Origin of the sequence: Thermus sp. (genome assembly GCF_037444525.1) — a bacterium.
Lineage (GTDB): Bacteria > Deinococcota > Deinococci > Deinococcales > Thermaceae > Thermus.
This window is the reverse complement of the sequence record NZ_JBBIMD010000063.1, coordinates 1-12,655: the sequence shown is the minus strand read 5'-3', so window position 1 is coordinate 12,655 and position 12,655 is coordinate 1. Positions and strand designations below refer to the sequence as shown.

The window sequence follows — 12,655 nt, the reverse complement described above, 5'->3', positions numbered from 1 at the left end:
CACCCTCCAGCTCCACCTCGGCCTCGAGGGTGGGAAAGCCCCGGGAGTCCAGCACCTCGCGCGCGCGTACACCCACGATGGTGGTCATGCCAGCACCTCTCCCTACGAGCTTACACCCTCAAGGGGGCCACCACCGCCCGGTAGCCGTTTCCGGTCTGGAGGAGGCTTGGGGAGGTGGGGCCGGAGATGAGGAGCTCCACCCGGCCCTCCACCGGCCCCAGGGCTTCCAGGAGGTGGCGGGCGTTGTAGGCCACGAGAAGGGGGGTCCCCTGGAAGGCCACGGAGAGCTCCTCCTGGCTCCGCCCATAATCCCCTTCCGCGGAAAGGAGAAGCCCCCCTCCCTCGGTGAAGAGGAGGTCCACCCGGTGGTTCTGCCGATCGGAAAGGACACTCACCCGCCTTAGGGCTTCCCGGAAGGGGTCGGCCTCGAGGGCCACCTTCAGGGCGAACTCCTTGGGCACCACCCGCTCGTAGTCCGGGAACTCCCCCTCCATGAGCCGGGCCACCATGCGCACGGAAAGCCCCCCCTCTGCCCCTCCGGAAACCCCGATCATCCCAGGCCCCAGGGCCAGGTGCACCTCCCCCGCTTCCTGGACTCCCCGGAGGGCCCGGACCATCTCGTCCACGCTTCGGGCGGGCACCACCGCCTTCCGCTCAAAGGGCTGGGGCCCAAGAAGGTCGTAGAGGGCGAGCCGGTACCCGTCGGAGGCCACGGCCCGCACCCCCTTGGGGCCGAACTCCAGCTGGACCCCCCGGAAGATGGCCCGGTACTCCTCGTTGCTGGCCGCGTAGCGCACGTGGGCCAGGGCCTTCAAGAACTCCCCCAGGGGCAGTTGGGTGCGGACGGGAAAGGGCCCCTCCTCCCCCTCCGCGGGCTCCGGGAAGAGGAGCTCCGGATACCCCTCCAGGGGGGCCAGCCCCAGGCGGGTCTGGAAGGTCCCCGAGGAGAGGAGGAGCTCCTGGCCAAAGGTAGCCTCCACCCCATCCCCGGGCAGGCTCCGTACGATCTGGAAAAAGGGCTGGGCGGGGACCAGGGCCCGGCCCGTCCCTTCCCCTTCCGCCGGCAGGCGCACCTCCAGGTCCACCTCCCCGTTGGTGCCGAAGAGGACCAGGGCTTGGGGTTGGACCTCGAGGCCCAAGTAGGTGAAAAGCGGGTTGGCGCTGCGGCTTGGGATGACGCGCTCCAGAAGGCTTATCCCCTCGGAAAGGATTTTTCTTGGAATGAGCACCTTCATTTGGCCTTGCCTCCTTTTGCTGTTACTACGGGTTTTTTGTTTTTAAGATCTTTAAAGATCCGTAGTAGTAATAGTAGGGCCTGTGGATATGTGGATAACATAGAAAAAGCCCGCTCCTGAACGGAAAAGCTCCTGTGGATAACCTCTGTGGATAACCCCCCACCCCCCTGTGGATAAGCTGTGGATAACTGGCCAGTTATCCACAACCTCCAATCCCCCCCAGGTTTTCCACAGGTTATCCACAAGGTTATCCACAGGCTAAGCCCAGTTATCCACAGGGTTATCCACAGGTTATCCACAGGGGTCATAGGAGCTCCTCCTTGAGGCTCCGGAGGAGGGTCTGGACCTCCCGGTCGCTTTCCGCAAGCTCCTGCACCTTCTGGATGGCGTAGAGGACCGTGGTGTGGTCCCGCCCGCCGAAGAGCTGGCCGATCTCGGGAAGGGAGGCCCGGGTGAGTTCCCGCACCAGGTACATGGCCACCTGCCGGGGGAGGACCACCTCCTTGCGCCGGCCGCTGCCCGTGAGCTCCTCCGGCTTTAGGGCGAAGCGCTCCGCCACCTTGCGCACGATCTCCAGGGGATCCACCTCCACCTCCCTGGGGGCGAAGATGTCGGAAAGGGCCTTGGCGGCCACAGCCCGGGTGAGCTCCACCCCGTTTAAGGAGGCGTAGGCGATGGCCCGCATGAGGGCCCCTTCCAGCTCGCGGATGTTGGAGGTCACCTGGCGGGCGATGTACTCCAGGACGTCCTCCCCGATGCGCAGGCCCCGCTGCTCCGCGTTCATCTTGAGGATGGCGATGCGGGTTTCCAGGTCAGGGGGCTGGATGTCGGTGATGAGGCCCCATTCAAAGCGGCTCCGCAGGCGGGCTTCCAAGGTCAGGATGTCCTTGGGGGGGCGGTCGGAGGAGAGGATGATCTGCTTGTGGGCCTCGTAGAGGGCGTTGAAGGTGTGGAAGAACTCCTCCTGGGTGCGCTCTTTTCCGGCGATGAACTGGATGTCGTCCACCAGGAGGAGGTCCACGGAGCGGTAGCGCTCCCGGAACTCCGCCATGCGGTCCTCGCGGATGGCGTTGATGAGTTCGTTGGTGAAGGTCTCTGTGGACACGTACTCAATCTTCAGGTGGGGGAAGCGCTTGGCCACGGAGTGCCCCACCGCGTGCATGAGGTGGGTTTTCCCCAGGCCTACCCCCCCGTAGATGAAAAGGGGGTTGTAGGCCCGCCCGGGGGATTCGGCCACGGCCACCGCGGCCGCGTGGGCCATGGAGTTGTTGGGCCCCACCACGAAGTTTTCAAAGGTGTACTTGGGGTTCAACTTGGGCTTGGGGCTTTCGGCCTGAGGGGCCTGGAAGATGTCCTCCTGCACGGGGGTGCTGGGGACCACCCGAAGCTCAAACCGCGGAGCCTGGGCCCCGAGAAGGGCCAAGGCCTCCTGGATGAGGCCCGCGTAGTGGCGGCGGATCCAGTCCAGGGCGAAGGAGGTGGGCACCGCAAGCTCCAGCACCCCGTCGTGGATGCCCAAGGGGCGGATCCGCTCAAACCAGGTGTGGAACTCCACCTCCGTGATGTTGCGGCGGATGTGCTCCAGGACGTGTTGCCAGACCGCCTCGTGGGTCAAGGTTTCCCCCTCCTTAGCCCCTAGGGCCACCCGGGCTATTTTAAGCCAGACCTGCGGGGGGTTGGGTAAAGTAGGGGGATGAGGGCGTACGACGTGGTGGTGGTGGGGGGGGGGCACGCGGGCCTCGAGGCCGCCTGGGCGGCGAGCGCCCTAGGGGTTCGGGTGGCCCTCATCACCGTGAACCCCGAGCGCATCGGGGCCATGCCCTGCAACCCCGCGGTGGGGGGCCCCGGGAAGAGCCAGCTGGTGGCGGAGGTGGTGGCCTTAGGGGGGCTTATGGGCCGGGCCGCGGACGCCGCCGCCATCCACACCCGCGTCCTCAACCGCTCCAAGGGCCCCGCGGTCCAGAGCCTCCGCGTCCAGACGGATCGGGACCTCTACGCCCTAAAGGCCCAGGAGATCCTGGCCGAGAGGCCCATAGAGGTGGTCCGGGGGGAGGTGGCCGCTCTCCTGGTGGAAGGGGGCAAGCTCCAGGGGGTGCGCACGGTGGACGGCCGCACCCTTCCTGCCCGGGCGGTGGTGGTGGCCGGGGGAACCTTTCTCCAGGGGGTGGTCTGGTATGGCCGCAAGGCCCGCCCCGCGGGGCGCCAGGGGGAGCCCCCGGCCCGCTTCCTATCCCAGAGCCTCAAGGAAGCGGGCCACCGCCTCCTCCGCTTTAAGACCGGCACCCCGCCTCGGATCCGCTCCGACAGCGTGGACTTCCACCTGCTGGAGGAGGTGCCCCCCGAGGTTCCCCCGGGAAGTTTCACGGGAAACCCCGGGCCCCACGCCGCCCGCCTGCCCACCTGGCAGACCCGGACCACGGGGAGGACCCACCGGCTCATCCTGGAAAACCTCCACCTCTCCCCTCTCTACGCGGGGGACATCCAGGGCATCGGCCCCCGGTACTGCCCCTCCATTGAGGACAAAGTGGTGCGCTTCCGGGACAAGGAAAGCCACCTCCTCTTCGTGGAGCCGGACGGCCTGGAGACCAGCGAGGTCTACCTCCAGGGCTTCTCCTCCAGCCTCCCCCCGGAGCTCCAGGAGGCCATGGTGCGAAGCCTCCCCGGCTTTGAACGGGCGGTGATCCAGCGCTACGCCTACGCGGTGGAGTACGACGCGGTGGACCCCATGGGGCTCACCCACGGCCTCCAGTCCCGCTTCCTCCCCGGCCTCTTTACCGCGGGCCAGGTGAACGGCACCTCGGGCTACGAGGAGGCCGCGGCCCAGGGGCTCCTCGCGGGCCTCAACGCCGCCCGCTTCGCCCTCGGCCTTCCCGAGGCGCGCCTGGAGCGGAGCCAGGGGTACATCGGGGTCCTGGTGGACGACCTGGTGGGCCGCGGGGTGGACGAGCCCTACCGCATGATGACCTCCCGGGTGGAGCTCCGCCTCCTCTGCCGGGCGGACAACGCCGACGAGCGCCTGGTGCCCCTGGCGGTGGAGTGGGGCCTGAGGCCCAAGGAGGACCTGGAGCGGGTCCGGGCCAAGTACGCCCGGGTGGAGGGGGAGCTTAGGCGCCTCGAGGCCCTACGGGTGGAAGGGGTAAGCGGCCTCCAGTGGCTCCGGCGCCCTGAGAACACCTACCGGGCCCTGGCCGAGCGCTTCCCTCCCCCTGAGCCCCTCTCCCCCGAGGAGATGGAGCAGGTGGAGATCCGGGCCAAGTATGCGGGCTACATTGAGCGTCAGGAGCGGCTTCGGGAGAGGCTTAAGGACCTGGAGACCCTCCGCCTCCCCGAGGGCCTGGACTACCCCCGGGTGCCCGGCCTTTCCCGGGAGGCGGTGGAGAAGCTCTCCCGCGCCAGGCCCCGCACCCTGGCCGAGGCGGCCAGGGTCCCTGGGGTGCGGGACTCGGACCTCACCGCCCTCCTGGTCCACCTGAAGCGGGCATGAGGGGGGCGTTGTTTCCCGTGAAACAAGGGGGGTGGACGTGCCCCTAAGCCCTAAGGGTCGGGAGATGCTCCTCCAGGGGGGGGAGGCCCTGGGGCTGGACCTCGTGCCCCACCTCGAGGCCTTCTCTCGCCTCTACGACCTCCTCCTGGAGGGGAACCGAAGGGCGAGCCTCACCGCCCTCCAGGGGGAGGAGGAGATCGTCCTTAAGCATTTCCTGGACTCCCTGACCCTCCTTCGCCTCCCCCTTTGGGAAGGCCCGCTAAAGGTCCTGGACCTGGGGACAGGCCCTGGCTTCCCGGGCCTTCCCCTCAAGATCGTGCGGCCCGAGCTGGAGATGGTCCTCCTGGACGCCACGAAGAAGAAGGTGGCCTTCGTGGAAGAGGCCATCGCCGCCCTTGGCCTTAAGGGGGCCCGGGCCCTCTGGGGGCGGGCGGAGCTTCTGGCCCACGCTCCGGAGCACCGGGAGGCCTACGGGCGGGTGGTGGCCCGGGCGGTGGCTCCCCTTTGCGTCCTGGCGGAACTTGGCCTTCCCTTCCTGGCCCTGGAGGGGGTGATGGTGGCCCAGAAGGGCCCCCGGGTGGGGGAGGAGCTTTCCGGGCTTCAGGGGGCCCTGGAAGCCCTGGGGGGCACCCTCCTCGGCGTGGAGACCTTCAGCCTTCCCCTTACGGAGGAGAGGCGAAGCCTGGTCCTCCTGGGGAAGGCCTGCCCCACCCCTATCCGCTACCCCAGGAGGCCCGGGGTCCCCGAGCGGAATCCGTTATGCTAGGGGGCGAGGTGCGCCGCATCGCCCTGGTGAACCAGAAGGGGGGGGTGGGGAAGACCACCACCGCGGTCAACCTGGCCGCCTACCTGGCCCGGATGGGGAAGAGGGTCCTCCTGGTGGACCTGGACCCCCAGGCCAACGCCACCAGCGGCCTGGGGGTGCGGGCGGAGCGGGGGGTATACCACCTCCTCCAGGGGGAGCCCTTGGAGGCCCTTCTTGTCCCCGTGGACGGGTTTTTCCTCCTTTCAGCCACAGCGGACCTGGTGGGGGCCACGGTGGAGCTCGCCGAGGCCCCCACCGCCTTGAGGGAGGTCCTGGAGGACGGGGCCTTTGACCTGGTTCTCCTGGACGCCCCCCCAAGCCTCTCCCCCCTCACCCTGAACGCCCTGGCGGCGGCGGAGGGGGTTTTGGCCCCCGTGCAGGCGGAGTACTACGCCCTAGAAGGGGTGGCGGGGCTTCTTTCCACCCTGGAAGAGGTGCGGGCCCGGCTCAACCCTAGGCTTCGCCTCCTCGGCATCCTCATCACCATGTACGATGGCCGCACCCTTCTCGCCCAGCAGGTGGAGGCCCAGCTCAGGGCCCACTTCGGCCAGAAGGTCTTCTGGACGGTGGTGCCCCGCAACATCCGCCTGGCCGAGGCCCCCAGTTTCGGCCGCACCATCGCCCAGCACGCCCCCACGTCCCCGGGGGCCCACGCCTACCGGCGCCTTGCGGAGGAGGTGATCGCCCGTGTCCAAGAAGGCTAGCGGTCTGGGGCGGGGCCTCGAGGCCCTGCTGCCCAAGGGGGGCGGGGGAGTGGTGCGCCTCCCCCTCTCGGCCCTCAAGCCCAACCCCAACCAGCCGAGGCGCCGCTTTCCCGAGGAGAGCCTGAGGGAGCTCGCCGAGTCCATCCGGGAAAAGGGCCTCCTCCAACCCCTCCTCGTCCGCCCCAAGGGGGAAGGGTACGAGGTGGTGGCGGGGGAGCGGCGCTACCGGGCGGCCCTCCTCGCGGGGCTCACGGAGGTCCCCGCCCTGGTGCGGGACCTCACGGACCAAGAGGCCCTGGAGATCGCCCTGGTGGAAAACCTCCAGCGGGAGGACCTCTCCCCCGTGGAGGAGGCCCGGGGCTACCAGGCCCTCCTGCAGATGGGCCTCACCCAGGAGGAGGTGGCCCGGCGGGTGGGGAAGGCGAGGCCCACGGTGGCCAACGCTCTACGGCTTCTCCAGCTTCCCGAGGAGGTTTTGGAGGCCCTGGAGGAGGGGAGGATCAGCGCGGGCCACGCCCGGGCCCTCCTCATGCTCCCGGAGGACAAGAGGCTTTGGGGCCTCAGGGAGATCCTGGAAAAGGGGCTTTCCGTGCGCCAGGCCGAGGCCCTGAAGGACCGCCTGAAGGAAAGGCGGCCCCAAGAGCCCTCCCCCCTGGCCTTGGAGCTCTCCCGCCACCTGGGCCTGCCCGTGCGGGTGGTGGGGGAGAGGCGGGGCCGGGTGGTCATCCACTACCGCTCCCCGGAGGAGCTAAAGGCCCTCTTGGAGCGGCTCGGCTACCAGGCATAGCCGAAGAGGACCCGCACTGCTCCGTCCCGGTCCGTGCGGTAGACCCGCACCCCATGGGCCTCCAGCCGCTCCAGGACCTCGGGGTGGGGGTGGCCGTAGGGGTTCCGCCCCACCCCGATGAGGGCCACCCGGGGCCGGGCCCGTTCCAGCAGGGCCGGGCTCGTCCCCGTGCGGGCGCCGTGGTGGCTCACCTTCAGCACCTCCACCGGGGGGACCTCCAGGGCCTTTTCGGCCTCCTGGGGGAGGTCGGCGAGGAGGAGGGCCTTCCCCTTCCCGAAGTCCAGGAGGAGGGCCAGGCCGTCCCGGTTGTCCTCCCCGCTCAGGGCCCTGGGCCAGAGGACCTCTAGCCGCCCCCGCCCTACCCTTAGGCGCGTCCCCGCCCCTGGCCTCAGGAGGGGGACGCCCTTGGCCTTCAGGGCCCTCACCAAGGGGTCCTCCTCCCTGAAGGCGGGGGAGAGGAGGGCGATGCCCACCGGCACCTCCTCCGCCACCTTTAGAAGCCCGCCCGCGTGGTCGGCGTCGGGGTGGGTGGCCACCAGGATCTCCAGGGCCTCCACCCCCAGGGCCCTTAAGGCCCGCACCACCCTTTCCCCGGCCTCGAGCCGCCCCCCATCCACCAGCACCTCGGCCCCGCCCAGCCGGGCCAGGAGGGCGTCCCCCTGGCCCACGTCCAGGGCCCAGAGGTCCAGTGGCTTGGCCCGGCCCTGGAGGAGGCTCAGGAGGATGGGGAAGGAGGTCAAAAGGAGGGCCTTCCTTAGGGGCAGGTGGCCGTGGAGGGCGAGGAGGAGGGGGAGGAGGGCCAGGTAGTAGAGGGCAAAGCCCAAGGGGGAGATCCCCCCCAAGCGGAGAAGGGGGCCCTGGCTTCCCACCTCGGCCAGGGCCAGAAGCCCCCGGGCCAGGGGCTCCGCCAAGGGGGCAAGGGGTGCCCCTAGGAAGAGCTTGAGGAAGCCCAGGGGCATTAGGAGGGCGGCCAGGGGCAGGGCCAGGAGGTTGATGAAGGGGCTCAGGAGGGGGAGGAGGTGGAAATGGTGAAGGAGGAGGGGTACGAGGAGGCTTTGGGCCGCCAAGGTGGCGGCCAGGACTCCAAGGACCATCCCCCAGGCCCCCCGGGGGAGCTTCAGGGTGGGGAGGACCAGGGCCATCCCCAGGACGGCCAGATGGGAGAGCTGGAAGCCGAGGCCCAAGACCACCTCGGGCCGGAGGAGGAGCTGGAGGAAAAGGGCCAGCCCCAGCCCCTGGAGGAGCGCCGCCCGCCCAAGGCCCAGGAAGAGCCCCAGGAGGGAAAGCCCCCCCATGAGGCTTGCCCGCACCAGGGAAGGGCTTGGCCCCGCCAGGAGGAGGTAGAAGCCCAGGGCCAGGAGGGCGAGGAGGTAGCGGAACCGGCCCAAGGGAAAAAAGAGCAGAAAGGCCCCGCCCAGAAGGCCCACGTGGAGGCCGGAAAGGGCCAGGAGGTGGGCCAGCCCTGCTTGCTGGAAAAGGGGGTAAAGCTCCTCCAGGCCCCGCTTTTCCCCCAGGATGAGCCCTTCCAGGACCTCCTTGGCCTCTCCGGAAAGCCCGGCGGCAAGCCGCACGCGGAGGGCTTCCCGGAAATCCGGGGGGCCGTCCAGCCGCTCCGCCTCCTCCGCCCTCAGGACCCCCTTGGACCCCTGGGAAAGGAGCCAGGCCCTTTGGTCAAAGCTCCCCGGGTTGGTCCGCCCCTCGGGAGGGGCGATGTACCCCTTGAGCCGGTAACGCCCGTCCCCCAGGGGCGGGTGGTGGGCCACCCAAAGGCGGTGACCCCGCCATTGGGTGAAGCCCCTCTCCACCTGGAAGACCCCCTCCACCCGGGCCCCGTAGGGGGGCTCGGGAATGGGGAGGAGGACCCCCCTTCCCATGACCAGGAGGAAGCCCAGGAGGAAGGGGAGACGGAGGAGGGGAAAGGCTAGGAGGCCTAGGGTCCAGAGGGGGTGGAGAAGGACCAGGGCCCCGAAAAGCCCGCCAAGGCCTAGGGCCCCACCCAAAGACCTCATGGCCGCACGTAGGGCCTGAGCCGCTCCAGGGTCTTGGGGCCGATCCCCTTCACCCGAAGGAGGTCCTCCACCTCCCGGTAAGGGCGGCCCTCCAGGATCCGTTGGGCCAAGGCGGGCCCTACCCCGGGCAGGGCCAAAAGCTCCTCGTAGCTGGCGTGGTTCAGGCTTACGGGCTCAGGAGGAGGAGGGGTAAAGGCCACCTTTCCCAAGGCCTCCACCCGCACGGGGGCGGGGTGGGGGAAGACTTTAGGCCAAAGGGAAAAGAGACTTACGATGCTTACCGCGAGGAGGTAGAGGCCGACCAGGCGGTGAGGGCCAGGCCAAGCCCCCCGAGGGCTGCCCCTATCTGGGCCCAGGGGTCGGCCCCCGGGTTCAGGGCCAGGAAGGCCACGGCGTAGGCCAGGCTGAGGAGGGCCACCAGGCGCAGGGGTAAGGCCAAAGGGGCGCGCCCCTCCCTCGTGGGGGGGGGTGGGCTCTGGACCGGCTGGGGCGGGGGGGCCTCCGGTTCCGGGGCCAGTTCCACGGAAGGGGCCTTGGGCACAGGAGGCGGCTCCTCCTCCCACACGGGCTTAGGGGGTTCCGGAGGCTTGGGAGGTGGGGCCTGGGTGGCCTTGCGGGCCCGGGCCACGTGGGGCTTCAACCCTTCCAGAAACCCCTTGAGCTCCTCCACGGGGAAGGCCTTGAGGGGGATGTCCAGGAAGGCCTCCTCTCCCTGGACCCGCACCACCCCCCCCTCCCCCCGGGCCACCCGGCGGATCTGGGCCAGGGCGATGCGCCGGACCCCTCCTTCGTCCAGGAATACCAGCTCCCGTTCCGTCACCGCCAAAATACCTCCAGGGCCCTCCAGCTTCAGCAGAGGGGACTCCCCCAGGCGGGCGAGCTCTGCTTCATACTTGCCCATGGCCCCATTGTATACTCCCCCCATGCCCCTTCGTCTGGGCCACCGCGGTGCGCCCATAAGGGCTAGGGAGAACACCTTGGAGGCCTTTGCCCTGGCCCTCGAGGCCGGGCTGGACGGGTTTGAACTGGACGTGCAGTTCACCCAGGACGGGGTTTTGGTGGTGCACCATGACTTCACCCTGGGGGGCGTGCCCATCCGGTCCCTAAGGCGGGAGGACCTCCCCCCCTATGTGCCCACCCTGGAGGAGGTCTTGAGGGCTTTTCCGGAGGCCTGGATCAACGTGGAGCTCAAGAGCACCCCTGGGGAGACGGATGGCCGGGAGGAGGCCCTGGCCCGGCTCCTGGTCCAGTACCCCTCTTCCAGGGTCTGGGTGAGCTCCTTTGACCCCTTGGCCCTCCTGCGCCTCGGGCGGCTTGGGGTGCGGCCCCTGGGCTTCCTCTACAGCGTACGGGAGGCGGCGGCGCTGGCCCCTTGCCTTGAGGTGGAATGGCTCCACTCGGAGGAAAGCCTCCTATTCCCCGAGGAGGTGGCCCAGCTCAAGGCCCAGGGTTACCGCCTCCTGGCCTGGACGGTGAACGACCCCGCCCGGGCGGAAGAACTCCGCCGCCTGGGGGTGGACGCCCTGGTGGGGGACCGGCCGGAAGCCCTCGTATAATGGGGGGGCTATGGCGAACCTGAAGAGCCTGCCCGTGGGGAAAAAGGCGCCCGAGGTGGTCCACATGGTCATTGAGGTGCCCAAGGGTTCGGGCAACAAGTACGAGTACGATCCCGAACTTGGGGCCATCAAGCTGGACCGGGTCCTGCCTGGGGCCCAGTTCTACCCCGGGGACTACGGCTTCATCCCCTCCACCCTGAGCGAGGACGGGGACCCCTTGGACGGGCTCATCCTTTCCACCTACCCCCTCCTGCCCGGGGTGGTGGTGGAGGTGCGGCCCGTGGGCCTCCTTCTCATGGAGGACGAGAAGGGGCAGGACGCCAAGATCCTGGGGGTGGTGGCCGAGGACCAGAGGCTGGACCACATCCGGGACATCGGGGACGTGCCCGAGGGGGTGAAGCAGGAGATCCAGCACTTCTTTGAAACCTACAAGGCCCTGGAGGCCAAGAAGGGCAAGTGGGTCAAGGTGACGGGCTGGCGGGGCCGGGAGGAGGCTTTGGCGGAGATCCGGGCCTCCATGGCCCGCTACCAGGGCTAGGCTCCTTACCCCGGGCGTAGAATCCCCTTAGGAGGCGTGGGTATGGTCTGTCCGGTGTGCGGGGAAGCCTTGGACCTCGAGGGGATGGAGCCCGGCGGCATCCTGGACTGCGAGGCTTGTGGGGCCGTGCTGAAGCTCCTTTCCGACGGCACCCTGGAGGTGGTGGAGCCCCCGGCGGAAGGGGAGGTCCTCTTCGGCCTCGAGGCCTTCGGCGAAGGGGAGGAGGCGGTCTTACGCTTTAGCGACGGAACCCTGGAGGAGGAGGTGCGCCTCCTAAAGGCGGAGCTTTTGGAGGCCCTGGCCCGCCTGGAGGAGGGGGTGGGGGAGGAGCCCCCCAAGGAGGCGGAGGACGAGCCCAACCTAGAGCCCGACTACCTCACCGTCCACCTGGAGAGCCAGGAAGGGCCCTTGGCCCTGCGCCGCATCTTCTTCCCGGGGGCGGAGGATCTTCTGGAGTTCTCCCTGCCCTCGGGCTCCTTGTACCAGCTGCCCTTCCACAAGGCCCTGAGGTACCTGAAATCCCTCCTCTCCTAGCGTGCGCCTGGTCCTGGTCCCCACCCCCATCGGCCACCTGAAGGACATCACCCTAAGGGCCCTGGAGGTCCTAAGGGAGGCGGAGGTGGTGGCCTGCGAGGACACCCGGCGCACGGGCCTCCTCCTCCGCCACTACGGCATCCCCACCCCCACCCTGCGCCTGGACCAGCACACGGTGGGGCGGGCCAAGGAGCTTCTTGCCTCCTACCGCTACGTGGCCTACGCCACGGACGCAGGCACCCCGGGGATCTCCGACCCCGGGGCGGAGCTGGTGCGCCTGGCCCTGGGGTGGGGGTGGCAAGTGGAAGCGCTTCCTGGCCCCACCGCCCTCATCCCCGCCCTGGTGGTCTCGGGCCTTCCCACCCACCGCTTCACCTTTGAGGGCTTCCTGCCCAAGGGGGGGAAGGAGCGGAGGGCCCGCCTCGAGGCCCTGGCCCGGGAGGGGCGGACCGCGGTGCTCTACGAGAGCCCCCACCGCCTGCGAAAAACCCTGGAGGACCTCCTCGCGGTCTATGGCCCCCACCACCCCGTGGCCGTGGCCCGGGAGCTTACGAAGCTCCACGAGGAGGTCTACCGGGGCACCCTGGAGGGGGCCTTGGCCCACTTCCAAAAGCCCAAGGGGGAGTTCGTCCTGGTCCTGGCCCCCAAGGAGGAGGTGCCCCCGGAGGGGCGGGCCCTCCTGGAGGCCCTAAGGAGGGAGGGGCTTGAGGGGAAGGCGCTGGTGAAGGCTTTGGTGGAACGGGGCCTTTCCCGGAACGAGGCTTACCGAATGGCCATGGAGGAGGAATGAAGCGAATCGGCGTGTTTACAAGCGGCGGGGATGCCCCGGGGATGAACGCGGCCATCCGGGCCGTGGTGCGCCAGGCCTACGCCCTGGGCGTGGAGGTCATCGGCATCCGGCGGGGCTACGCAGGGATGATCCTGGGGGAGATGCTCCCCTTGGGCGTGCGGGACGTGGCCAACATCCTCCAGCGGGGGGGGACCATCCTCCTCACCGCAAGGA

The 12,655-nt window shown here is 69.2% G+C and carries 15 protein-coding genes; 9 read left to right on the top strand and 6 right to left on the bottom strand.

The genetic code is table 11. The features are described 5' to 3' along the window. Positions 1-110 precede the first annotated feature (110 nt). The 3 genes from dnaN to dnaA are packed head-to-tail and all read right to left on the bottom strand — an operon-like array spanning position 111 to position 2,850. The gene (gene dnaN, locus WKI94_RS09905; protein WP_337845574.1) at positions 111-1,235 is read right to left on the bottom strand and encodes a DNA polymerase III subunit beta; all 1,125 of its coding nucleotides are present in this window, start codon (positions 1,233-1,235) and stop codon (positions 111-113) included. Further along, positions 1,232-1,543 (bottom strand): hypothetical protein, encoded by a 312-nt coding sequence (locus WKI94_RS09900; protein ID WP_337845573.1) that lies wholly within the window; start codon positions 1,541-1,543, stop codon positions 1,232-1,234. The genes dnaN and WKI94_RS09900 overlap by 4 nt, the downstream gene beginning before the upstream one ends. Then, on the bottom strand, positions 1,540-2,850 hold the full coding sequence (gene dnaA, locus WKI94_RS09895; protein ID WP_337845577.1) for a chromosomal replication initiator protein DnaA: 1,311 nt from the start codon (positions 2,848-2,850) through the stop codon (positions 1,540-1,542). Before dnaA ends, WKI94_RS09900 begins: the two co-directional genes overlap by 4 nt. Before the next feature lie 78 nt (positions 2,851-2,928). Between dnaA and mnmG the strand changes: the two genes are divergently transcribed. Genes mnmG through WKI94_RS09875 form a run of 4 tightly spaced genes read left to right on the top strand, consistent with a single transcriptional unit; the run spans position 2,929 to position 7,015 of the window. After that, the gene (gene mnmG / locus WKI94_RS09890) at positions 2,929-4,719 is read left to right on the top strand and encodes a tRNA uridine-5-carboxymethylaminomethyl(34) synthesis enzyme MnmG (protein WP_337845572.1); all 1,791 of its coding nucleotides are present in this window, start codon (positions 2,929-2,931) and stop codon (positions 4,717-4,719) included. A 37-nt stretch (positions 4,720-4,756) separates the two neighbouring features. Then, positions 4,757-5,485 carry a 16S rRNA (guanine(527)-N(7))-methyltransferase RsmG gene (gene rsmG / locus WKI94_RS09885; RefSeq protein ID WP_337845576.1) on the top strand — a complete coding sequence of 243 codons (729 nt, stop codon included), beginning with the start codon at positions 4,757-4,759 and terminating at the stop codon, positions 5,483-5,485. Then, a complete protein-coding gene (gene soj / locus WKI94_RS09880; protein ID WP_337845571.1) occupies positions 5,479-6,228 on the top strand; it encodes a chromosome-partitioning ATPase Soj in 750 nt (249 codons plus the stop codon). Before rsmG ends, soj begins: the two co-directional genes overlap by 7 nt. Continuing rightward, positions 6,212-7,015 carry a ParB/RepB/Spo0J family partition protein gene (locus WKI94_RS09875; RefSeq protein ID WP_337845570.1) on the top strand — a complete coding sequence of 268 codons (804 nt, stop codon included), beginning with the start codon at positions 6,212-6,214 and terminating at the stop codon, positions 7,013-7,015. The genes soj and WKI94_RS09875 overlap by 17 nt, the downstream gene beginning before the upstream one ends. Here WKI94_RS09875 and WKI94_RS09870 read toward each other — a convergent pair. The 3 genes from WKI94_RS09870 to WKI94_RS09860 are packed head-to-tail and all read right to left on the bottom strand — an operon-like array spanning position 7,003 to position 9,925. Beyond that, positions 7,003-9,024, bottom strand: a complete 2,022-nt coding sequence (locus WKI94_RS09870) for a ComEC/Rec2 family competence protein (RefSeq protein WP_337845569.1) — start codon at positions 9,022-9,024, stop codon at positions 7,003-7,005. The two genes, WKI94_RS09875 and WKI94_RS09870, sit on opposite strands and share 13 nt — an antisense overlap. Continuing rightward, positions 9,021-9,329 carry a ComEA family DNA-binding protein gene (locus WKI94_RS09865; RefSeq protein ID WP_337845575.1) on the bottom strand — a complete coding sequence of 103 codons (309 nt, stop codon included), beginning with the start codon at positions 9,327-9,329 and terminating at the stop codon, positions 9,021-9,023. Before WKI94_RS09865 ends, WKI94_RS09870 begins: the two co-directional genes overlap by 4 nt. After that, complete coding sequence (locus tag WKI94_RS09860) at positions 9,302-9,925, bottom strand: YcxB family protein (protein ID WP_337845568.1); 624 nt, start codon at positions 9,923-9,925, stop codon at positions 9,302-9,304. The genes WKI94_RS09865 and WKI94_RS09860 overlap by 28 nt, the downstream gene beginning before the upstream one ends. Positions 9,926-9,947: 22 nt before the next feature. Between WKI94_RS09860 and WKI94_RS09855 the strand changes: the two genes are divergently transcribed. The 5 genes from WKI94_RS09855 to WKI94_RS09835 all read left to right on the top strand — a co-directional run. Next, positions 9,948-10,580, top strand: a complete 633-nt coding sequence (locus WKI94_RS09855; RefSeq protein ID WP_337845567.1) for a glycerophosphodiester phosphodiesterase — start codon at positions 9,948-9,950, stop codon at positions 10,578-10,580. 10 nt (positions 10,581-10,590) lie between these two features. Continuing rightward, positions 10,591-11,118, top strand: a complete 528-nt coding sequence (gene ppa / locus WKI94_RS09850; protein WP_337845566.1) for an inorganic diphosphatase — start codon at positions 10,591-10,593, stop codon at positions 11,116-11,118. Positions 11,119-11,160: 42 nt separating this feature from the next. Then, positions 11,161-11,652, top strand: a complete 492-nt coding sequence (locus WKI94_RS09845; protein WP_337845565.1) for a TFIIB-type zinc ribbon-containing protein — start codon at positions 11,161-11,163, stop codon at positions 11,650-11,652. Position 11,653: 1 nt separating this feature from the next. Further along, positions 11,654-12,442, top strand: a complete 789-nt coding sequence (gene rsmI, locus WKI94_RS09840) for a 16S rRNA (cytidine(1402)-2'-O)-methyltransferase (RefSeq protein ID WP_337845564.1) — start codon at positions 11,654-11,656, stop codon at positions 12,440-12,442. Beyond that, positions 12,439-12,655 (top strand): 6-phosphofructokinase (locus WKI94_RS09835; protein WP_337845563.1); only part of this gene is annotated, 217 nt, incomplete at its 3' end. The genes rsmI and WKI94_RS09835, both read left to right, overlap by 4 nt.

Coding starts and splice junctions, on each gene's coding strand:
- WKI94_RS09845 (WP_337845565.1), top strand. CDS start 11,161: ATGGTCTGTCCGGTGTGCGGGGAAGCCTTGGACCTCGAGGGGATGGAG.
- ppa (WP_337845566.1), top strand. CDS start 10,591: ATGGCGAACCTGAAGAGCCTGCCCGTGGGGAAAAAGGCGCCCGAGGTG.
- dnaN (WP_337845574.1), bottom strand. CDS start 1,235: ATGAAGGTGCTCATTCCAAGAAAAATCCTTTCCGAGGGGATAAGCCTT.
- WKI94_RS09860 (WP_337845568.1), bottom strand. CDS start 9,925: ATGGGCAAGTATGAAGCAGAGCTCGCCCGCCTGGGGGAGTCCCCTCTG.
- mnmG (WP_337845572.1), top strand. CDS start 2,929: ATGAGGGCGTACGACGTGGTGGTGGTGGGGGGGGGGCACGCGGGCCTC.
- WKI94_RS09900 (WP_337845573.1), bottom strand. CDS start 1,543: ATGACCCCTGTGGATAACCTGTGGATAACCCTGTGGATAACTGGGCTT.
- soj (WP_337845571.1), top strand. CDS start 5,479: ATGCTAGGGGGCGAGGTGCGCCGCATCGCCCTGGTGAACCAGAAGGGG.
- WKI94_RS09870 (WP_337845569.1), bottom strand. CDS start 9,024: ATGAGGTCTTTGGGTGGGGCCCTAGGCCTTGGCGGGCTTTTCGGGGCC.
- WKI94_RS09855 (WP_337845567.1), top strand. CDS start 9,948: ATGCCCCTTCGTCTGGGCCACCGCGGTGCGCCCATAAGGGCTAGGGAG.